This is a genomic window from Maritalea porphyrae (assembly GCF_030159895.1).
GTDB lineage: Bacteria > Pseudomonadota > Alphaproteobacteria > Rhizobiales > Devosiaceae > Maritalea > Maritalea porphyrae.
On the sequence record NZ_BSNI01000002.1, the window covers coordinates 383,198 to 405,114 of the forward strand.

20 protein-coding genes are annotated in these 21,917 nt (G+C 48.5%); 9 read left to right on the top strand and 11 right to left on the bottom strand.

All coding sequences use genetic code 11. The features are described from left to right. The first annotated feature begins 38 nt into the window (after positions 1–38). From QQL65_RS05385 to xth, 3 genes are all read left to right on the top strand, one after another. Entirely contained in the window at positions 39–2,684 is a 2,646-nt protein-coding gene (locus tag QQL65_RS05385) for an FtsK/SpoIIIE family DNA translocase (RefSeq protein ID WP_284362603.1), read from the top strand. 143 nt (positions 2,685–2,827) lie between these two features. Beyond that, complete coding sequence (locus tag QQL65_RS05390) at positions 2,828–3,388, top strand: LolA family protein (RefSeq protein ID WP_284362604.1); 561 nt, start codon at positions 2,828–2,830, stop codon at positions 3,386–3,388. An 89-nt stretch (positions 3,389–3,477) separates the two neighbouring features. Next, positions 3,478–4,281 (top strand): exodeoxyribonuclease III, encoded by an 804-nt coding sequence (gene xth / locus QQL65_RS05395; protein ID WP_284362605.1) that lies wholly within the window; start codon positions 3,478–3,480, stop codon positions 4,279–4,281. Positions 4,282–4,286: 5 nt separating this feature from the next. Here xth and QQL65_RS05400 read toward each other — a convergent pair whose 3' ends face one another. The 3 genes from QQL65_RS05400 to QQL65_RS05410 all read right to left on the bottom strand — a co-directional run bounded on the left by QQL65_RS05400 (position 4,287) and on the right by QQL65_RS05410 (position 6,211). Next, on the bottom strand, positions 4,287–4,730 hold the full coding sequence (locus QQL65_RS05400) for a cyclic nucleotide-binding domain-containing protein (RefSeq protein ID WP_284362607.1): 444 nt from the start codon (positions 4,728–4,730) through the stop codon (positions 4,287–4,289). Positions 4,731–4,744: 14 nt separating this feature from the next. After that, positions 4,745–5,428 (bottom strand): response regulator transcription factor, encoded by a 684-nt coding sequence (locus QQL65_RS05405; RefSeq protein WP_284362608.1) that lies wholly within the window; start codon positions 5,426–5,428, stop codon positions 4,745–4,747. A gap of 108 nt (positions 5,429–5,536) precedes the next feature. Then, positions 5,537–6,211 (bottom strand): YggS family pyridoxal phosphate-dependent enzyme, encoded by a 675-nt coding sequence (locus QQL65_RS05410; RefSeq protein ID WP_284362610.1) that lies wholly within the window; start codon positions 6,209–6,211, stop codon positions 5,537–5,539. Between the two features lie 174 nt (positions 6,212–6,385). Here QQL65_RS05410 and leuS point away from each other — a divergent pair, with 174 nt between their 5' ends. The 3 genes from leuS to holA are packed head-to-tail and all read left to right on the top strand — an operon-like array spanning position 6,386 to position 10,516. Then, positions 6,386–9,013 (top strand): leucine--tRNA ligase, encoded by a 2,628-nt coding sequence (gene leuS, locus QQL65_RS05415; RefSeq protein WP_284366215.1) that lies wholly within the window; start codon positions 6,386–6,388, stop codon positions 9,011–9,013. After that, complete coding sequence (locus QQL65_RS05420; RefSeq protein WP_284362611.1) at positions 9,000–9,497, top strand: hypothetical protein; 498 nt, start codon at positions 9,000–9,002, stop codon at positions 9,495–9,497. The genes leuS and QQL65_RS05420 overlap by 14 nt, the downstream gene beginning before the upstream one ends. Continuing rightward, a complete protein-coding gene (gene holA, locus QQL65_RS05425) occupies positions 9,494–10,516 on the top strand; it encodes a DNA polymerase III subunit delta (protein ID WP_284362613.1) in 1,023 nt (340 codons plus the stop codon). The genes QQL65_RS05420 and holA overlap by 4 nt, the downstream gene beginning before the upstream one ends. 421 nt (positions 10,517–10,937) lie before the next feature. Here holA and QQL65_RS05430 read toward each other — a convergent pair whose 3' ends face one another. From QQL65_RS05430 to hemE, 8 genes are all read right to left on the bottom strand, one after another. Next, complete coding sequence (locus QQL65_RS05430; protein WP_284362614.1) at positions 10,938–11,825, bottom strand: ParB/RepB/Spo0J family partition protein; 888 nt, start codon at positions 11,823–11,825, stop codon at positions 10,938–10,940. Positions 11,826–11,834: 9 nt separating this feature from the next. Next, positions 11,835–12,638: a ParA family protein gene (locus QQL65_RS05435; RefSeq protein ID WP_284362615.1), complete on the bottom strand. Its 804-nt coding sequence runs from the start codon at positions 12,636–12,638 to the stop codon at positions 11,835–11,837. 21 nt (positions 12,639–12,659) lie between these two features. Continuing rightward, the gene (gene rsmG, locus QQL65_RS05440) at positions 12,660–13,310 is read right to left on the bottom strand and encodes a 16S rRNA (guanine(527)-N(7))-methyltransferase RsmG (protein ID WP_284362617.1); all 651 of its coding nucleotides are present in this window, start codon (positions 13,308–13,310) and stop codon (positions 12,660–12,662) included. A 6-nt stretch (positions 13,311–13,316) separates the two neighbouring features. Beyond that, positions 13,317–15,194, bottom strand: coding sequence for a tRNA uridine-5-carboxymethylaminomethyl(34) synthesis enzyme MnmG (gene mnmG / locus QQL65_RS05445; protein WP_284362618.1), 1,878 nt, complete (start codon positions 15,192–15,194; stop codon positions 13,317–13,319). Positions 15,195–15,218: 24 nt separating this feature from the next. Next, a complete protein-coding gene (gene mnmE / locus QQL65_RS05450; RefSeq protein ID WP_284362619.1) occupies positions 15,219–16,535 on the bottom strand; it encodes a tRNA uridine-5-carboxymethylaminomethyl(34) synthesis GTPase MnmE in 1,317 nt (438 codons plus the stop codon). 11 nt (positions 16,536–16,546) lie between these two features. Continuing rightward, positions 16,547–17,812: a transcription termination factor Rho gene (gene rho / locus QQL65_RS05455; protein ID WP_284362620.1), complete on the bottom strand. Its 1,266-nt coding sequence runs from the start codon at positions 17,810–17,812 to the stop codon at positions 16,547–16,549. Between the two features lie 165 nt (positions 17,813–17,977). After that, positions 17,978–18,403, bottom strand: coding sequence for a protoporphyrinogen oxidase HemJ (gene hemJ / locus QQL65_RS05460; protein ID WP_284362621.1), 426 nt, complete (start codon positions 18,401–18,403; stop codon positions 17,978–17,980). A 4-nt stretch (positions 18,404–18,407) separates the two neighbouring features. Then, the gene (hemE, locus tag QQL65_RS05465) at positions 18,408–19,445 is read right to left on the bottom strand and encodes a uroporphyrinogen decarboxylase (protein WP_284362622.1); all 1,038 of its coding nucleotides are present in this window, start codon (positions 19,443–19,445) and stop codon (positions 18,408–18,410) included. A gap of 457 nt (positions 19,446–19,902) precedes the next feature. On the opposite strand from hemE, the gene QQL65_RS05470 reads away from it, so the two are divergent. The 3 genes from QQL65_RS05470 to coaE are packed head-to-tail and all read left to right on the top strand — an operon-like array spanning position 19,903 to position 21,917. Continuing rightward, a complete protein-coding gene (locus QQL65_RS05470; protein WP_284362623.1) occupies positions 19,903–20,487 on the top strand; it encodes a Maf family protein in 585 nt (194 codons plus the stop codon). Continuing rightward, on the top strand, positions 20,488–21,324 hold the full coding sequence (locus tag QQL65_RS05475) for a shikimate dehydrogenase (RefSeq protein WP_284362625.1): 837 nt from the start codon (positions 20,488–20,490) through the stop codon (positions 21,322–21,324). Continuing rightward, complete coding sequence (gene coaE / locus QQL65_RS05480; protein ID WP_284362627.1) at positions 21,324–21,917, top strand: dephospho-CoA kinase; 594 nt, start codon at positions 21,324–21,326, stop codon at positions 21,915–21,917. The genes QQL65_RS05475 and coaE overlap by 1 nt, the downstream gene beginning before the upstream one ends.

Consider the following 21,917-nt stretch of genomic DNA (forward strand, 5'->3'; position numbering starts at 1 on the left):
TCTGACGATTGAGTTAGTGCGTAAAACGAGATCGATCCTTGTCTGTTCATACATCGTCCGCTTTGGAAAAACATCAAGACGCCCAAACCGCAATCGCTGTGAAAATCCCACTGCGCTTGATCGGTATTCTTTGTTTGGTCTCTGTCGCCTTCATCATTTTTGCGCTGATGTCATGGTCGGTAAATGATCCAAGTTTGAGCTATGCTTCAAGCGAAGCCGTGAACAATTGGCTTGGCTATCCCGGCGCCGTAGTTGCGGACATTATGCTGCAATTTTTTGGCCTAGGTGGCATCCTCTACATCATCCCCCCGGCGATTTGGTCTTTGTCTCTTGTGCGCAAAAAAGTGCCTTTGGGTTTTGGACTGCGCGTATTGATGTGGGCCTGCGCGTTGTTTTTAACTTGTGGCGTTCTTGCCTTCATCCCTTCTCCAACCAGCTGGCCCCTGCCAACAGGCTTGGGTGGAATCATCGGCCTTGGTTTTTCTGCGGTTGCCAGTTTTGTTGTTGGACCTGAAGTGCTTCAGGCGGCGGGTTGGTTATTCGCTGTTATTCTAGCAACCCCTGCCCTCGTCAGTTTTTGGATGGCCGTCAGAGCTGGCGCGCGCTTTGGTCTTGAAACCCAAGACGCCAATGCTGTTGCCACGACTGACCAGAAATCCGACGAGCCAAAAACGCTGATCCAATGGATTGGGGCAAAACTCACTGCCATGTTCACCATTCTACTTGGCGCAATCACCCATGTGATCTTTTCAACCCATGTGAGCATCAAAAAGTCCTGGGCTGCCCGCAAGGCTGAAAAGCAACAGGCCGAAGAGCAACCTTGGCGACAAGGTGAGCACGAACCGGCTCTACACAACCCACACCCAGCCCAAGCTCAACAGCATCAACGTCGAATTGAGCCGCGGTTTGAAGGTCCAAATGCGCCATCGCCCGACCAAGCCAACTGGGCTGAAGGTCCCACAGATCAATATCCTGACGACTATGTTGATGTGGACCCGGCCGAATATGCGCAGCCTTATGCTGCGCCAGAACATGAAAATCCCGCACCGACGCAACCTGCAGCACCGTCAGCCGCATCTGCCAAACCAAGCCCGCGCGTTGCCGCACCGGCGCCACGGCCAGCGCCTGGTCGTCGGATGGTGGCTGAAGCGCAGCAAAGCTTTCTTGGCAATGACACATTTGAATTGCCAGAGCTCAGCTATATGGCTGAACCGCCAACCACCAAAACCGCGCGCGAACATTTGCCAGAAGTCTTGGAAGAAAATGCGCGGCTCCTGGAAGGCGTATTGGAAGACTTTGGCGTACGCGGTGACATCATCAATGTTCGTCCTGGCCCGGTTGTAACGCTTTACGAATTGGAACCCGCACCCGGCATCAAATCATCTCGCGTGATTGGCTTGGCCGACGATATCGCCCGCTCCATGAGCGCCATATCTGCGCGTGTCGCCGTAGTGCCCGGGCGCAACGCCATTGGCATCGAGTTGCCAAACAAAACCCGCGAAACAGTTTATCTGCGCGAAATGCTCGGCTCAGCGGACTTTGAAAAGGTCAAAGGCAAGCTGCCACTTTGCTTGGGCAAAACCATCGGTGGCGAACCCGTCATCGCCGACCTGGCCCGCATGCCGCACTTGCTGATCGCTGGTACCACCGGTTCAGGTAAATCAGTTGCGGTGAACACATTTATTCTCTCGCTCCTTTATCGTTGGACGCCAGAGCAATGTCGTTTGATCATGATCGATCCAAAAATGCTCGAGCTTTCGATCTATGATGGCATTCCACATCTGCTCACCCCTGTGGTGACCGATCCAGCCAAGGCTGTAACGGCGCTTAAATGGGCCGTACGCGAGATGGAAGATCGCTATAAAAAGATGTCAAAAATCGGCGTGCGCAACATTGATGGCTTCAACCAAAAAGTTGCTGAATCAAAGAAGAAGGGTGAGATCATCACCCGCACCGTTCAAACCGGTTTCGACAAAGAAACGGGCGAAGCGATTTTTGAAAGCGAAGAATTTGATCTCGAACCATTACCATTTATCGTGGTGATCGTTGACGAGATGGCCGACCTTATGATGGTCGCGGGCAAAGACATTGAAGGCGCGATCCAGCGCTTGGCGCAAATGGCACGTGCCGCTGGCATTCACCTCATTATGGCGACACAGCGCCCATCGGTTGATGTGATCACGGGCACGATCAAAGCCAACTTCCCAACACGGATTTCGTTCCAGGTGACTTCGAAAATCGATAGCCGCACCATTCTTGGCGAGCAAGGCGCGGAGCAATTGCTCGGCATGGGTGACATGCTCTATATGGCAGGCGGCGGTCGCACCAAACGTTTGCACGGACCGTTCGTGGCAGACGCTGAAGTTGAAACCGTCGTAAACCACCTTAAGGCTCAAGGCTCGCCTGAATATCTTGAAAGCGTGACTGAAGAGAGCGAAGAGGACGCTGGCGTTGGCAACTCCAACTTGGGCAATTCAGGCGATGAATTATACGACAAGGCCGTCAATATTGTTTTGTCGGATCGCAAAGCCTCTACGAGCTATATCCAACGCCGCCTCTCTATTGGCTACAACCGCGCCGCCACGCTGATCGAACGTATGGAACAAGAAGGGGTCATCTCCCCGGCCAACCATGCGGGCAAGCGCGAAGTGCTGGTGGGTGGAGACGAAGAAGCGCCGTTCTGATTCACGTGAAACTTTTGCGCGGCGCCCTCATCTTAATGCCATAATGTGCACCTATCAGTGCTCCTGAACGACACCAAAAGATTTGCGAAATAACTATGCGCCCCATTGCAAAAGCTCTTCTAGCCTTCGGACTTTTTCTCAGCATGGCAACAGCCAGCTCCTCGCTGGAACGGCCATTGACCGAAGAAGAAATTCAAATCATTACCGACATTAGCCAACACCATTCTGGCGTCGAACAAATGGCCGGACGTTTCTTGCAATTGGATAGCGGTGGCAATCGAAGCGAAGGTATTTTTTACCTCAAGCGGCCAAACAAAATCCGCTTCAAATATGCCCCCCCTTCTTATGAAGAGGTCATTTCCGTTGGCAAAGGCTTCTATGTCATTAACCGCAAAGAGCAATCAAAGTTCGCTTATCCGCAATCCCGGGTGCCGTTGCGTCAATTCCTATCGGACGAGATTGATCTCTTTTCCGCCAATATTACCGACGTCATCAAGACCGAAGAAATGATTGCGGTAGGTGTTTCAGACGAGACGCCCGCTGGCCCAGTTTCTGTCACCATGATCTTCAATCTGGAAACAAAAGAGATTGAACAATGGACCCTCACTGAGCCCAATGGCAATGAGGTGACATTTTCGATCTATGACACGACCACAGAGATCGATATCCCTAAAGCCTATTTCTACTTGCCCGACTATAAATAAGTCAGGGGTCAAAAACGGCTGGACCCTGCCTGCCAATTTGCCAATATTAGTTTGTTGGCGATTCGCTCAACAATCAGCGGGGAAGATTTATGTCGATTTCAGTAGCCACTTGGAACATCAATTCTGTGCGTTTGCGCTTGCCAATGGTGCAGGATTTTTTGTCCGATCACCAACCTGATGTTTTGTGCCTACAAGAAATCAAATGCCAGAACGATCAGTTCCCCACTAAAGCATTTGAAGAATCCGGCTACACCTACCAAGCGGTGAACGGCCAAAAAAGCTATCACGGTGTCGCCATCGTTTCTCGCATTCCGCTTGAAGATCATCATGCTCGCGAGTTCTGCCAAATGGGTGACGCCCGTCACATAAGTGGTGTCGTTGATGCCCCTTCAGGCAAAACCCGCATCCACAATTTTTATATCCCTGCAGGTGGCGACGAAGCCGATCCGGTCAAAAACCCAAAGTTCAAACACAAGCTCGATTTCTTGAACGAGCTGCAAGACTGGTTCGACCATCAAGATTTCGACAATGGTCATGTGATCGTTGGTGATTTCAATATCGCTCCACACGAAAACGATGTGTGGTCCCACAAGCAGCTTCTAAAAGTGGTCAGCCACACCCCAATCGAAACTGAGTTTTTAGATGCATTGCAGGCGCGTCGCAATTGGGTTGATGTGGTACGCAAGCATATCCCACATGAGGAAAAACTGTTTAGCTGGTGGAGCTACCGCTCGAAAGATTGGAGCGCATCAAACAAGGGCCGCCGTCTCGATCATATTTGGTCAACACCCGATGTAGCAGAACACAGCACTGAAACTATTGTGTTGCGCGATGCCCGCGGCTGGACAGAAAAGCCTTCTGACCACGTGCCCATTATTTCGCGTTTTGGATAGGCGGGTTAGTGGACGTCTGCTGAACCGAGAGCATGGACATAGCGCGAGATCGACATCTTGATCCGCGCAGCTACCTTTGAAGCCAGTTCAGGATAGTTCTCCATCAAGCGCTTAAAGTGTTTGCGCGGAACAAATACCAACTCGGTATTTGAAAGCGCCGTCACTGAAGCTGGGCGTGGTTTATCAACGATCAATGCCAATTCACCAAAGGTCGTGCCCTTCTCGCGCAATATTGGCCCTTCGGACTTTGCGCCTTCATGTGTCGACTGCAAAGCGCCCGTCACCAAAATATAAGCGCCATCCGCAATTGCCCCTTCTGAGAACAACACTTCATCAGCTGCCAATTTTCGGCTGTCACTAACAAACCCAATAAGCTTTAGCTGCTCTTCATTGAGCGTTTGAAATGGGTCCGCCAGTTTCAATATTGCGGTGATTTCATCCAGCGACATACCAATCCCTGCCCTTATGGCACCAGGCGATAACCGCCCTCTTCCGTGACCAACAATCTTGCATTACTTGGATCACGTTCAATTTTCTGTCGCAAGCGATAAATGTGTGTCTCAAGCGTGTGCGTTGTCACCCGATTATTGTAACCCCAAACCTCTTGCAACAAGATGTCGCGCGATACGGTTTTTGAACCCTGACGATAAAGGAACTTCAAAATCGACGTCTCTTTATCGGTTAAGCGGACCTTTGACCCATCTTCACTTTCAAGCGTTTTGGTTGCGGGTTGAAAATTATATTGCCCGATAGTGAATACCACATCTTCACTTTGATCATGCTGGCGCAACAATGCGCGCACCCGCGCAAGTAAAACTGAGAAACGAAACGGCTTGGTGACATAATCGTTTGCACCACTTTCAAGCCCAAGAATTTCATCGGAATCGCTATCGTGTCCGGTGAGCATTAGAATTGGACTCTTAAAACCATCTTGGCGCATGATCTTAACCGCTTCGCGCCCATCCATATCGGGCAGACCAACATCTAGCAGCACCAGATCAAATGGCGCGGCTTTGACTTCGCGCAGCGCTGTGGCGGCATCCGCCCCTTGGGTGATTTCAAATTCGCGATAGTGGGACAACTGATCCACCAATGATTGGCGCAATTCATCTTCATCATCCACAATCAAAAGCCGACGCTTATTCATATTATTGCCCTTCGTTGGCCATCACCAAAATTTCATTTGTCTCTAATGTAGGTATTCAGCGTTAACATCCCAATCACAAGCTTGTGTGATTTTTGTGTTGGTTAACGTCTAAGGGTAGTCACGTTGCCCAAATATCGCTGACCCTACGCGCACATATGTTGCGCCCATCTCTACCGCAGTGTCAAAGTCAGCGCTCATGCCCATAGACAATTCATTTAAATTCGCCTGCTTTGCCAGACCCGCCAATTGTGCAAAATAAGGCGCTGCCGGCTCCCCGGCTGGCGGGATGCACATCAATCCACGCACATCCAAATTGTAAGTATTTTGGCAAAGCGCCACGAACGCCACCGCATCTTCTGGAGCGATGCCAGCCTTTTGCGGTTCCTCACCAATATTGACCTGAATGAACACAGGAAGATTCTTTCCTGTGGCCGCAAATTCTTTGGCAAGCGATTTAGCCAATTTCTCCCGATCCACCGAATGGATCACATCAAATAGCTGAACCGCATCTTTCACCTTGTTGGTTTGCAACGGGCCAATCAAATGCAAAACCGTATTTGGAAAAGCTTCCTTCAATGTCGGCCATTTGCCTTGCGCTTCTTGGACCCGGTTTTCACCAAAATCAACTTGCCCAGCTTCCAGGATCGGCTGAATGTCTTCGGCCGCAAATGTTTTTGAAACAGCGATCAGCTTTGGCTTTGGCGCATTGTCATCAAGCGGGCCAAAACGCTTCGCTGCTTCAGCGATCCGGTTATTAACTTCATCTAATTGCGCAACGCCCATAATGCACCTCAAATCACTTCCACCCCTCTATTTGAATCATTTTTCGCCACGGGGCAACGATTCGAAGGCAATCTATATTGACCCCACCCCCCAAATCTGGTGAAGGTCCGTGTAACGCTTGAAGATGGGGAAAAAGACCCGATCGAAAATGACGACCTAAAAGGACCCGAAGACGTGACCGGCAACAATTCAGAACGGTATAATCCGCGCGAGAGTGAACCCCATTGGCAAAAAGTTTGGGACGAGCGCAAAAGCTTTGTTTCATCCAATGAAGATGATCGCGAGAAATATTACGTCCTTGAGATGTTCCCCTACCCGTCCGGCCGTTGCCATGTGGGTCATGCCCGTAACTATACGATGGGTGATGTGATCGCGCGGTATAAACGCGCCAAAGGCTTTAACGTTTTGCACCCAATGGGCTGGGATGCATTCGGCATGCCGGCTGAAAACGCCGCCATGAAAAATGACGCGCATCCAAAGAGCTGGACCTACCAAAACATCGCCTCGATGAAAACACAGCTTCAATCGATGGGTTTCAGCCTTGATTGGACGCGGGAATTTGCCACCTGTGATCCAGAATATTACGCGCAGCAGCAAAAGCTATTCATCGACTTTTTGAGCAACGACCTAATTTATCGCAAAAGTTCAAAAGTGAATTGGGACCCTGTTGACCACACTGTGCTTGCCAACGAGCAGGTGATTGATGGCCGCGGTTGGCGGTCAGGCGCATTGGTTGAACAAAAAGAATTGACCCAATGGTTCTTCAAAATCACGGACTATGCCGAGGACTTGTTGAACGAAATCGACAATCTAAATGATTGGCCCGAAAAAGTTCGCTTGATGCAAAAGAACTGGATTGGCAAATCCGAAGGCCTGACCATTCGTTGGGAGTTGGATGCAGCAACGGCGCCCGAAGGTTATTGCGATCTTGAAGTTTACACCACGCGCCCAGATACCATTTTTGGCGCAAGCTTTATGGCGGTCGCGGCTGACCACCCGTTGGCACAAGAAGCCGCAAAATCAAATCCGGAATTGCAGGACTTCATTGAAGAATGCCGCCGTTTGGGCACATCAGTTGCCGCTTTGGAAACCGCGGAAAAACGAGGTTTCAATACTGGGATTCACGTGAAACACCCGTTTGACGAAAACTGGACCCTACCAATCTATGTCGCCAACTTCGTTCTGATGGACTATGGCACCGGCGCAATTTTTGGCTGCCCTTCTGGTGACCAACGCGATTTGGATTTTGCCCGCAAATATGATTTGCCGGTGAAAGCAGTTGTGATGCCTGAGGGTGAAGACGCTTCCAGCTTTGCGATCGAAAACGAGGCCTATACCGGTGAAGGAGTGATGATCAACTCATCCTTCCTTGATGGTATGACACCGCAAGAAGCCTTTGACGAAGTTGCCAACCGATTGGCAAATGTTGATACCAACGGACAGGTGCAAGGCGAGCGCAAAGTGAATTACCGTTTGCGCGATTGGGGCATTTCGCGCCAACGCTATTGGGGTTGTCCGATCCCAATTATCCATTGCGATAATTGCGGCATCGTTCCGGTTCCTGATGAAGACTTGCCCGTTAAACTGCCCGAAGATGTCAGCTTTGATAAACCGGGTAATCCGCTTGATCACCACCCGACTTGGAAAGACACGCACTGTCCAACATGTGGGGCGTCGGCTCGACGTGAAACAGATACGATGGACACATTTGTTGATTCATCCTGGTATTTCGCGCGTTTCACTGCACCTACGGCCTCGTCTCCGACGAACCCAAAAATGGCCGATGAATGGTTGCCTGTTGATCAATATATTGGCGGCGTCGAACATGCGATTTTGCACCTCCTTTATTCGCGCTTCTTTGCACGCGCGATGAAAAAGGCAGGCCATTTGAACGTGACCGAACCGTTCAAAGGTTTGTTCACTCAAGGCATGGTGACCCACGAAACCTACAAGACCGCCAGTGGCGATTGGGTTTCGCCCGAAGAAATCAGCTTTGAAGGTGGCGGTGACGAGCGCAAAGCGATCCACAAAGCAAGTGGCGAAGAGCTAAAAATTGGCTCCATCGAAAAGATGTCAAAGTCAAAACTCAACGTGATTGACATGACAGCCATGGCTGAAAGCTTTGGCGCGGATGCAACACGATGGTTTGTGCTTTCTGATTCACCACCTGAGCGTGACGTGCAATGGACAGAATCTGGCATTGAAGGCGTTTGGCGCTTTGTGCAAAAGGTCTGGCGCTTGGTCGACGATGCAAAAGCCATCATCGACAATAATGAAGATTCGGCGACTGAAAGTTTTGATAGTGAGGCTTTGCTTAAGGCAGCACACCGGGCGGTGGACCAGGTCTCAGATTCATATGAGAACCTACGGTTCAACCGCGCAATCGCGCTGATTTACGAGCTAACCAACGTGTTGAGCAAAGCCGTTGCCGCTGTTAAACACAACCCTTCGGTAAAAGAGCGAACAGCCATCCGCGTGGCAACGACATTCCTTGTGAAATTGTGCAATCCAATTGTACCGCACGTCACCGAAACCTGTTGGGCGCATTTGGGCAACACCTCCATTTTGGCCGATGAAACTTGGCCGGAGGCAGACGAACAATATCTCAAAGATGACACAATCATCTTGCCTGTTCAGGTAAACGGCAAACGACGTGGCGAAATTGAAGTCATGAAGGATCTGCCAAAAGATCAAATTGAAGATGCGGCCTTGTCACTTGATGCGGTTTCACGCATCTTGGATGGGCAAGCACCCAAAAAGGTGATCGTCGTGCCAGGTAGAATTGTGAATGTCGTTGTTTAGTCGCCCTAAAAGAAAAACAATCGTCGCACTAGCCAGCATATTTATGCTGGCTGGTTGCACCCTCACCCCTGTCTATCAAGACAACACCAACAGCAAATACCAGATCAGCTATACCAAACCTGCCTCTGTTGTAGAGCAGACAATCATTCAAGAGTTGGCATTTAAGCTCGGCCGTTCATCGAACCCTGCCTACCAGCTCTCGCTTTCAACATCGACAAGCACACGCGCCATTCATGGTGTTTCTTCGCAGTTTGTCCGCTCTGAGACCGAAGCAACAGTTCGCTCAAAATTCGTTCTAAAGAACATTGATACAGACGAACAAATTGCAGCAGGTGAACGATTTGCATCTGCAGTTTACCAGAACAGCAGCCAAAATATCGCCAATAATACCGCCGTTGCTGATGCCTATCAGCGCGCGGCCAAGGACGTTGCACGCCAAATTGAACTGCTGATCATCGCTGCGCTCAATGAGGACAAACCTTGACGGCTTTGAAAGCACGCGACGTTGAGGGTTTTGTTGCAAAACCTGATCTGACCGCTGGTATGATCCTCATTTATGGTCCGGACGCTGGCCGCGTGCGTGAAACCACAGACCGCCTGCAGGCACATTTCCATTCTAAAGATGCTGATCCAATGGCACTGGTCAGCTTACAGTTTGGCGACTTTGAAAACCCAGGCGAACGTATATCGGTCGAAGCAAACACACCCTCTATGTTTGGTGACCAACGTGTGATCCGCGTACGCGGCGCCACCAATGCCTTCGCCAAGGAGATTGAACAAACAGTAGATGAAGGCTTTGATGCCATTTTGCTTGTTGAAGCAGGCAACCTCACCCCAAAAGATGCATTGCGCAAAATGGCTGAAAAACAAAAAACAGCCCGTGCGGTCCCTTGTTTCGCAGATGATGCGCGCAGCTTAACGCAGCTCGCGCGTGAAATGTTTCAAAAGGCGCAAATATCGATTGATTCTGACGCCCTTCGCGGTCTGATCGATGTATTGGGCAACGATCGACAAATCACCCGCCTTGAAGTTGAAAAGCTAATTCTATTTGCGCAAGACAGCAAACAGGTCACCTATAATGACGTGATGGTTTTATGCGGCGATAATGCAGCTGAAACTATGGACGAAATTTTGGACAGCGCGGGCACTGGCCATGTTCAAAAACTGGACACCGCACTTTCCCGCGCCTTTAGTTCAGGCACCCATTCGTCGGCAATTCTCACCCGCTCGCTGATGCACTTCTCGAACCTTCGCGAAATGCGTGCCGCCTATGATCAAGGTAAGACATTGCAAGAGATTCTAAGCGGCGGCCGGTTTCGGGTTCACTTTTCGCGCAAGAGCGCAATGGAAAGTCAGGTTAGGTCTTGGTCGGCACAAAACCTGGCCGCAGCATGCGCACGTCTACAAACCACCGTTCTTGAAACCCGCAAGAATGCTAATCTGGACACCGAGCACACAAGACAAGCCCTGTTAGCAATTGCAACTATTGCGGCGCGCAACTGAAATCTATGTCATTTGGTTTCACTCAATTCTGCCGTGAAACATTTTGGCTTGCATAAAACCAACTCAGATTTTGTTTTTCGCGTTGCAAAAAACGGCTCTCTCGTCGAGCAGATTTAATTTAATTGACCTATGGGACAAGCTGAGTCACCAGACAGCACAACACAACTCAGCATTTATGACGTGTTTTCTAGGTAACTCATTGAATTTAAATATAAAATTTATCTTCAATTGCCGTTTTTGGTGATGTTCGGAATCGCATCAAATCGACCCATTTCTACCCCTTTTTTGCAATTTCATCATTTTAGGGGCTCACCGATTCAAATTTGTTCCCAGTCCCTACAACATGCTCGAAATGCCGTGAAACAAAAAGGGACGCCAAATTGGCGTCCCCAAAATCTCAATCCTAAAAGGCATATAAAGTCTATCGAGATTGCAATCGCTGACAAATGTCATCCAACTGTTCAAGCGTGCGATATTTAATCTCAAGTTTGCCGCCGCGCTCTTTGTGATCAATAGATACTTTTAGCCCCAGCACATCGCTCAGCGTTTTTTCAAGCGCCAAAGTGTCAGCATCTTTTGCAGCTTTAGCAGATTTGGATGGTTTATCGCTTGTTGCTTCTGACTGTGCCTGCTTCTGCGCTAAATTCTCAGCTTCACGTACGCTCAAACCACCATCAATTATTCGCTTGGCAAGTTCACTCGGGTTTGAAGCTGTAATCAATGCCCGGGCGTGACCGGCTGACAAGGCGCCATCGGAAACGGCTTGCTGAACGTCAGTAGGCAATTTCATCAATCGTAGCGTATTCGCCACATGGCTTCGGCTCTTACCAATCACTTGGGCCAGATCAGCTTGCGTATAGCCAAACTGCTGCATCAATTGATCATAACCTTTTGATTCTTCGATAGAATTAAGGTCAGCACGCTGCACGTTTTCAATAATAGCAAGCTCAAGTGCCTCACGATCATCCACCTCGCGGATAATCACCGGCACCTCGTGTAGACCAGCTCGCTGCGCTGCACGCCAGCGGCGCTCACCAGCCACCAATTCATACTGATCCGGCTCAACCGGGCTCGGACGCACCAACAGTGGCTGCATCACACCCTTTTCACGGATCGAATTTGTTAGATCTTCCAGGTCTTCGGGAGCAAAATGCCGGCGTGGGTTATTAGGACTTGCAATAATGAACTCCACAGGCAGACGACGAATACCGTCACCGCTTGTGATACGTGTTGCTTCCACCGGGGGCACATCACCAATCAAGGCTGCCAAACCACGACCAAGTCTAGAATTTGTGTTTTTATCGTTCATTTTGTCGTCCTATGCCGCCGTCAATCGACGTTCACGCTTGATCACTTCAGTGGCCAGATGCAAATAGGCCTGGCTTCCCGCACATTTCAAATCATATAACAATGCCGGTTTCCCATATGAAGGGGCCTCAGAAAGCCGTACATTTCTTGGGATAACGGTTTCATATACCAGATCACCAAGATGCGACCGCACATCGCTAAGCACCTGATTTGAAAGATTATTTCTCTTGTCATACATCGTCATAACCACACCTTGAATATAAAGGTTAGGATTAAGACTTGATTTGATTTGCTCAATTGTCTGTAGCAACTGACTTAGCCCTTCGAGCGCGAAGAACTCACATTGCATCGGAACCAAAACAGCGTCAGCCGCCGCCAGAGAATTAATCGTAAGCAGGTTAAGTGATGGCGGACAATCAATCAAAATGTAGGTAATTGGCTTACCATCAAATATGATATCGCCCGCCCTACTTAAGGCATTGCGCAAACGAAACGCCCGGTCTCCATGGTCAGAAATCGCCATCTCGAGGCCCAAAAGATCCATGGTTGAAGGCACAACCACCACATTTGGCACATTTGTGCTGACAATGGCGTCTTGAAGTTCAACTTCGCCCGTCATCAAATCATATGCAGAATACTGCCGCGCCTGCCGGTCAATACCAAAGCCTGTACTGGCATTGCCTTGAGGGTCAATATCAACAATCAACACGCGCTCGCCAATCGCTGCAAGTGCCGTCGCCAAGTTGATAGCGGTCGTTGTTTTACCAACGCCACCCTTCTGGTTTGCCAATGTAAGAATGCGCGGCTGTACCACAAGCTCCTCCAACAACAGATTTTAGCGCTGTTTGAGACCAGAAATAGCCAATATGACGGAATCGGGTGCTACAACACTGCTAAATGTCGCAATATCATAGCTCCAATTTGACTTCGATGCTGCAATTTCTTCATCATATCCACGGCCTTTTTGCAATAAGGCCACCGAATCGACGCCAAAATGCGGCATACAAATCTCGAACATCGAAGACAAATCCGTAAAACCTCGGGCAGTGATTGTACCCACATACACATTCTCGGGCAGTACAAATGACTCAGCGCGAACATCGTGGACCGTGCAGTTTAGGCCAAGTGTGCGAGAAATATGACGTAAAAACGAGCATTTACGGCTATTCGCCTCAATCAGATGAACCTTAAGGTCTGTCTGCTTAAAAGCAATTGCCAATACTATGGCAGGCAATCCCCCGCCACTTCCATAGTCCAGAATAATGCCGCGATTTGGATCTATATGCTTTGCAAGTTGAAAACTATCTAGAAAGTGTCTGGACCAAATTTCTGACAATGTTTCACGTGAAACAAGGTTTTTGACCTTTTGCCACCGAACAAGCTCCTGTGCGTATTTTTGCAGGTCTGGAATGATGGTTTGTGTCGACAGGTCCATATCCATACAGAGCTTTTCAATTTCTTTCAAAGCGTCCTGTTCCGAGATCATAATGAATTATCCGACTTTGCCGATAGATGTTTCACGTGAATCCCAGCGCTTCGCCGCCGCAAGAATGAGCATAATCGCGGCCGGCGTCATGCCTTCAATACGTTGTGCCTGTGCTATCGTCGTTGGGTTGTGAAGACGCAATTTTTGACACATTTCCTTCGACAGGCCATCTAAGCCTTCATAATCGATGCCTTCGGGAATGCGTCGATTTTCATCCCGGCGCACCGCTTCCACATCGGCACGCTGCCGGTCCAAATAGACAGCGTATTGAGCATCAACACAAACTTGTTCCAAAATGTCAGACGTAAACTTGTTTACCTCTGGCCAAATCCTGGCAATGGTCTCCAATTCAACATCGGGATGGGAGAGCAGTTGGAATGCGCTTCGCCGAACACCGTCAGCATTTACCTTGATCCCATGTGCTTTTGCCTCGGTTGGCGTCAGTTGAAGGCGTTCTAGCAGCGATCGGGCTTCATTCAGCGCCGCCATACGCGCTTCGAAAACGCGTCGGCGCTCTTCGCCAACTAAACCACAATCAATGCCATGTTGAGTTAAACGTTGATCTGCATTGTCAGAACGCAAATGCAGGCGGAATTCCGCCCGGCTGGTAAACATGCGATAAGGTTCTGTCACGCCGCGTGTCACCAAATCATCAACCATCACAGCTATATAGCTTTCAGTCCGAGAAAACCGGATAGGTTCGCCGCCGGTTGCACGCTTTGCCGCATTAGCACCCGCCAACAGCCCCTGTGCCCCAGCTTCTTCGTAGCCGGTTGTCCCGTTAATCTGCCCAGCCAAAGACAAACCAAGCAATTTCTTCAATTGCAGCGTATGATCCAATTCTCTTGGATCAATATAGTCATATTCTATGGCGTAGCCAGACTGATTGATTATAGCATTTTCGCACCCAGGCAGGGAACGCACGATATCCAATTGAACATCCTCAGGCAAACTCGTCGAAATACCATTCGGATAGATATTGTCGTCATCCAACCCTTCGGGTTCTAAGAAAATTTGGTGCGAATCTCGATCTGCGAACCGTACGATCTTATCTTCAATCGACGGACAATAGCGTGGGCCTTTGCTCTCAATACGACCTGAATACATTGCCGATTTAGAAAGATTGTCTTCGATAATCTTATGTGTACCTGCATGAGTACGCGTAACGTAACAAGGCACCTGCTGCACAGTAATCTTCTCAGTCAGTGCAGACATGGGTTCCAGGTCAACATCGCCATGCTGAACCTCTAGAACGTCCCAGTTTATACTGTTTCGATCTAACCGAGGTGGGGTGCCGGTCTTTAGTCGACCCAACTGTAGTCCCAATGATTCCAAGCGCTTAGATAGGCCAAGCACTGGCTTTTCACCCACGCGACCCGCAGGTATCTGCTTTTCGCCCAAGTGGATAAGACCGCGCAAGAAAGTACCCGTTGTCAATACAACTTCACGCGCACCAATCCGTGTACTATCCCCCAACACGACACCAGCGATCACACCATTGTCTACGATCAGATCGTCAACTTCACCTTCAATAACCGCAAGGTTCGATTGTTGGGCAATCGCTGCCTGCATGGCATTGCGGTAAAGCTTGCGATCTGCCTGCATGCGCGGACCACGCACTGCTGGACCCTTACGTCGATTGAGCAGCCGATATTGAATGCAGGCCTGGTCAGCAACGCGCGCCATTAAGCCATCAAGCGCATCAATTTCACGCACCAAGTGGCCTTTTCCCAATCCGCCAATTGCTGGATTACAAGACATTTCGCCAATCTTTGCGCGGCTATGAGTAACCAGAGCTGTACGTGCACCAAGGCGTGCAGATGCGGCAGCGGCTTCACAGCCCGCATGTCCACCACCTACAATAATGACGTCAAATCTTTCCATCAAAACACCTATGTTTCACGTGAATCATTTTCCGATACAGAAGCCGGAAAACAACTCATCCAAAACGTCTTCAGTACCAACTTCACCAATAAGCCGTGCTAAACTGTATGAAGAAATTCTGAGTTCTTCTGCTAAGAGTTCAGGTGCATACACCAAATTGGCAGCACGATCCAGCGCATCAATCGATAGTGATAAAGCTTGCTTGTCTCGTGCATGCGATATTAGACCTGTTTCACGTGAATCATGTTCAGCATATACGCACGCTTTCAACAGCCGCTTCAGTTCGTCAATCCCCTCACCGCTTTTAACACTGATTTCACAATTCACATCCAAACATTCAATGGTTGTTTCACGTGAATCTCGCTTGGTACCAATTACCATATCGAAATCAAAGCCAACAGGAAGCGTGCCATCGTCTGTTAGACCAATCACGATATCAGCATTTTTTGCAGAACGAATTGAACGCTCAATACCGATTTGTTCCACTTCATCTATGGTTTCTCTTACGCCTGCCGTATCCGCCAAGACAAATAGAACCCCATCAAGATCAATTTCCACTTCGATAACATCACGCGTGGTGCCCGGCACATCTGTGACAATTGCCGTATCTGATCTGGCTAGGTAATTAAGGAGCGAAGACTTGCCAACATTGGGCTTGCCAACCAAAGCGACGCGGACCCCTTCCCTAATCATCCGCCCATGATCAAAACTTTGTAGCTCAACATTGATGGTGCTTCGCAGCGCGGTCAATTCATTCAAATAGTTTTGTGGAAGATCAAACGGGACATCATCTTCGTCGGAGAAATCCAGACGCGCCTCAATTTCTGCGCGAAGACGAAGCATTTGTTGCCGCCAATCTATGATCTTGTCGTTCAATCCACCCCGCATACGCGAAACAGCGAGACGTCGTTGGCTCTCCGTTCGAGCATCAATAAGATCAGCAATGCCTTCAACACGTGTTAGATCAAGTTTGCCATTCTCAAACGCTCGACGGGTGAATTCCCCAGGTTCTGCAAGACGAACATGTTCTAACGCCGTCATTTGATCCAAAACGAACTGCACAACGGCGCGACTACCATGCAACTGCAATTCCAACAGATCTTCACCGCTGAAACTATTTGGATTTGGAAAAAAGAGGACAAGTCCTTCGTCAACGACAATGCCATCAATTGGCGATATCAGTTTCGCAAATTTTGCGACGCGCGCATCAGGTAATAGAATACCAAAATGCGCGCAAATAGTCCTGGCACCGGGCCCAGAAGCCCGGATTACAGCAACACCCGACGGCAATTGACCCGATGACAGCGCGACGATGGTGTCTTGATGCTGTCCTTGTGTCATTTGTGGGCTCGTTATGTATTCATGGAGTCAAAGAAGTCAGAATTTGTTTTTGTCTGACGAAGTTTGTCGAGCAAGAACTCAATAGCATCAACAGTGCCCATTGGGTTCAAGATACGGCGCAACACATACATCTTTTTCAAAAGATCAGGTGCAACCAACAGGTCTTCTTTACGTGTACCTGACTTCGTGATGTCGATGGCTGGGAACACGCGCTTGTCAGCAACTTTGCGATCAAGAACAATTTCAGAGTTACCTGTACCCTTAAATTCTTCAAAGATCACTTCATCCATCCGGCTACCCGTATCAATCAAAGCGGTAGAAATAATGGTCAGAGAGCCGCCATCTTCGATATTACGCGCAGCACCAAAGAATCGTTTTGGGCGCTGCAGTGCATTTGCGTCCACACCACCGGTCAATACTTTACCCGACGATGGTACAACAGTGTTATAAGCACGACCCAAACGGGTGATCGAATCGAGGAGGATTACAACATCACGCTTGTGTTCAACAAGCCGTTTTGCTTTTTCGATAACCATTTCAGCCACTTGAACGTGTCGACTGGCCGGTTCATCAAATGTTGATGAAATAACCTCACCGCGCACAGAACGTTGCATATCGGTCACTTCTTCTGGACGTTCGTCAATTAACAGAACGATCAAATAACACTCTGGATGATTGGTCGCGATTGATTGAGCAATATTTTGCAGCAATACGGTTTTACCAGTTCTTGGCGGCGCAACGATCAATGCACGTTGGCCTTTACCAAGCGGCGCAACCAAATCAATAATCCGGGCGCTTTTGTCTTTTACTGCCGGGTCCTGCACTTCCATATTGAAGCGCTCATCCGGATAAAGTGGCGTTAGGTTATCAAAGTTGATTTTGTGGCGAGCACGCTCAGGCTCTTCAAAGTTAACTGTATTGACTTTTAAAAGCGCAAAATAACGTTCACCATCCTTTGGCGAGCGAATTTGTCCTTCAACAGTATCCCCAGTACGCAAAGAAAATTTTCTTATTTGCGAAGGACTTACATAGATATCATCGGGGCCAGGCAAATAGTTCGCATCAGGACTACGCAGAAAACCAAATCCATCCGGTAAAACCTCAACAACGCCTTCACCGGTAATGTCGACATCGTTAGATGCAAGTTGCTTCAATATAGCAAACATCAATTCCTGTTTGCGCAAAGTGCTTGCATTTTCAACTTCTACCTGTTCGGCAAAAGCCAAGAGTTCGGCTGGATTTTTAGCCTTAAGCTCGCTGAGCTTCATATTCTGCATAAAGGACGTACCCTGAGGCTGGCAGATAACAATTAAGGGGTGGGGAGACGTAAACCGAGGTCGATTTCTTTAAAAGGACCAATGTGTTTCGTTAGAGTTGGCGGTGTATATCGCAAAAAACCCTGTGTGACAAGGAAAAATCATTACCTGCGACCAAACGTAACGTTAAAACGGCTTCACAATCACCATGATAACAATGACAATCATCAACAAGGTTGGCACCTCGTTGATCATGCGGAAAAACTTTGTAGATTTTGTGTTTTCATTTTGCGCAAAAGCCCGCTGATAGGAAGCTAGATGAAAATGAACGCCGGTTAGGCCGATGATAGAAAAACCTTTCACCCAAGCCCAAATATCGTCAATGGCCACCATCTGAAAACCAAAAGCCAACCACAGTCCAAAAACCCAAGAACTGATCATAGCCGGAGTCATAATCGCCTTAAGCAATCGACGCTCCATAACAATAAAGGTTTCAGACTGTTTTGAACCAGCTTCCGCATCACAATGATAAACAAAAAGCCGCGGCAGATACAAAAGACCTGCCATCCAAGCAATAACAGAAATCACATGTAAGGCTTTAACCCATTCCATCGCGCTAGTTGCCTTTCACGTGGTTCACAAGTGCTTCCACGTTCGCAATTGGCGTTTGGGGCACAATTCCGTGTCCCAGGTTAAAGATATGCGGACGCCCTTTAAAGGCGTGCAAAATCTCATCTGCTCGATCGAGCATTTGTTTGCCACCAGAAACCAAACGTAGCGGATCCAAATTGCCCTGAACTGTTGCCAAAGGCGAAATGTGCTCACGTGCAAAATCCAGCGGCATCGCATAATCTAGACCAACAGCATTTACCCCTGTCGCCTTAATATATCCTGGGATCATCGCAGCTGCACCGCGAGGAAAACCAATAATAGGCGCATCAGGACGCTTTTCACGCACTTTCTGAACAAGGCGAACCGTCGGTTTCACCACAAAGTTTTCAAAATTCACTTCATCAAGATTAAGTGCCCAGCTTTCAAAGATCTGAACCACGTCAGCGCCGGCATCCAACTGCGCTAACAAATATTCAGCGCTCGCATCAACCAATATATCCATCAATTTTTGAAACAGGTCAGGTTGCGCCAATGCAAATAATCTTGCTTTTGCTTGGTCAGGCGATCCGCGGCCGCCGAGCATATATGTGGCAACGGTCCAAGGAGCACCGCAAAAACCAATTAAGGTCTTGTCCTCATCAATACCAGCGCGAACGCCACGCACAGTTTCTAAAACTGGTGCTAAATGATCAAGAACCTTAGAGACATCGAGCTTCGCCAAATCTTCAGCGGTTTCAATCTCTTTCAATATTGGTCCTTCACCTACTTCGAACCTAACATCTTGCCCAAGCGCATCTGGTATAACTAAGATGTCAGAAAACAAAATTGCTGCATCTAAATCGAAGCGACGTAGTGGTTGTAGTGTTACTTCAATTGCCTTTTCCGGCGTGTAACACAAATCGAGAAAACCTGAAGTGGATGCCCTGACTTCGCGGTATTCGGGCAAATAGCGTCCTGCTTGCCGCATAATCCACATAGGGGGCACATCATCAACAAAGCCTCTTACACAATCTAGTAACTTCCGACCGGTTTTTTCTACCACGTTTCCAAACGACCCCTATCTAAATAAGATTCTATTTTTAGATTCTTCTTCTTCTTTATGCCTGTGTTTTGCAGGAATTCTTTTGTTTCCACAAGTCTTGTCCACATGCGGCATTTCGGCAGCTGCTGTGCGTATTCTTTCTTTGCGTTCAATCGCAAAAGATGAACAAATCCCTAAAAGGCATGGTTACTGGAAAGTTAACACCTCTTACCTTTGTGGATATTAACTGAATATGCTGTGCAAAAAATGGGATAAGTTTTGACGTAAAATTTCACTCCACAATTGCTATGGATTCGCGTTTCGACAATTCACAATGGATAAGCTGTGGATGAGATTCAAACCAGCGGGTACAAATCGGTGAATAAAACTTCCTCACACGCGTTTGCCCTGTAAATAACAAATAGGCTGGATAAGTGTGTGGATAACCCAATTCGGTAAGACGTAACATCTTGAAAACATGATTATTTTAGCAACGAAAAGCCAAACACGCATTCAACTTCTCGCAAATACGGGCATAGATTTTAAGACCGAAACCGCACGAATCGACGAGCGTGAAATCGAATCGTCTGCCACTAGCAGCACGTTCGATCAACAAAACCTAACGCAAAATCTTGCTGATGCAAAAGCAAAAAACGTCTCCTCGCGTCATCCACAGGCGCTTGTAGTTGGTGCGGACCAAACCTTGAGTATTAACGATTCTTACCTGCATAAACCGGCAAATTTTGATGCTTTGCGCGACCAATTGCAGCTTTTGCGCGGCAAAACTCATATATTGTGTGCAGCTGTTTCTGTCTGTCGCGATGGTGAAGTACTCTGGGGGCAACAAAGCGATGCCAAGATGACTATGCGAGAATTTTCGGACGCAGAAGCGGATCACGTGATTAAGCTAGAGGGCGATAAACTGCTCAAAAGCGTTGGCGGATACCGATTGGAGGGGCCCTCCATCCAACTATTTGAAAGAATTGATGGCGACTATTTCACTATTCTTGGCCTACCACTTTTGCCGCTCCTCACTGCACTCCGTGAATTGAAAGCAATCTAAATGAAAGAAGCCTTTGTCATTGGTCACCCGATTGCGCACTCAAAATCGCCTTTGTTGCATGGCCATTGGATAGACACGCACAAGATTGATGCAACATATAGCGCCCTAGACGTCGCTCCAGAAAAGCTAAGCGATTTTGCTGCACGTCTAAAAAATGGCAGCCATGTCGGTGGCAATGTCACCGTTCCCCATAAGGAAGCAATTATGGCGTTTTGTGATCAAATAAGCGAAACAGCTCAAAAAATTGGCGCGGTTAATACGCTTTGGCTTCAGAACGGTAAATTGTGCGGCGACAACACCGACAAATATGGGTTTTTGGCTAATCTGGATCAGCAACTCCATGGCTGGGACCAACAAAATGATTGCGCGATTGTGCTCGGTGCTGGCGGTGCTGCAAGAGCGATTTTGGTTGGTCTTGTTGAGCGAGGCTACAAAACAATTTTCGTTCTAAACCGCACTATTGAGCGGGCTGACGCCTTGTGCCAAGAATTAAACAAGGCGCTTAACACCAATGCATTGCAATCAAAAAATATCAGCCAATTCAACATACTAAGCGATCACGCGGATTTGGTGGTCAATACAAGTGCTGTCGGGATGGGAGGCAGCAAATTCGAAGGCCTGTCGCTTAAAACCTTGCCAAGAACAGCAATTGTTACGGACATTGTCTATACACCGCTTGAAACGCCTTTGCTGTTGGATGCCAAAGCGCAAGGATTGCGCGTTGTCGATGGCATTGGCATGCTGCTCCATCAAGCCGTGCCCGGGTTTGAGCGCTGGTTTGGTTTGCGCCCGACTGTGACCGAAGAATTGCGACAAAAGATTTTGGGAGCCAACTAATGATTAGACTTGGCCTAACTGGTTCAATGGCAACCGGTAAATCTACGGTTGCTGCAATGTTCGCAAAGCGCGATATCCCAATCTATGACGCGGATAAAGCTGTGCACGACCTATATGAAGGTGAAGCAGTGCCTGTAGTGGGCGCGCATTTTCCCGATGCAATTATGGATGGCAAAATTGATCGAAAAGCTTTGTCAAAACTCGTACTTGGCGACAAGGAAAAACTGGCGCAGCTTGAAGCGCTTGTGCACCCGCTTGTCCATCAGAAAATGCACGAATTTTTGGCGCAAAATCAGCGATCCGGTGAAACGCTAGTGATCTTAGAAATTCCGCTTTTGTTTGAAACGGGCAAAGACTATCCGCTCGACAAAATCGCGGTCACTTTTTGTGCTGACGAAATCCAAAAACAGCGGGCGCTGGCCCGTGAAGGTATGACGGAAGAGAAGTTTGAAGCGATCAAAGCTCGCCAAATGCCACAAAGTGAGAAAAAACAGCGCGCCGACTTCCTAATTGATACAGGTCTGAGCCCAGTTGAAACCCAACAAGTGGTGGATGACGTGATCAAAACTTGCCGACAGCTGGTGAATGACTAA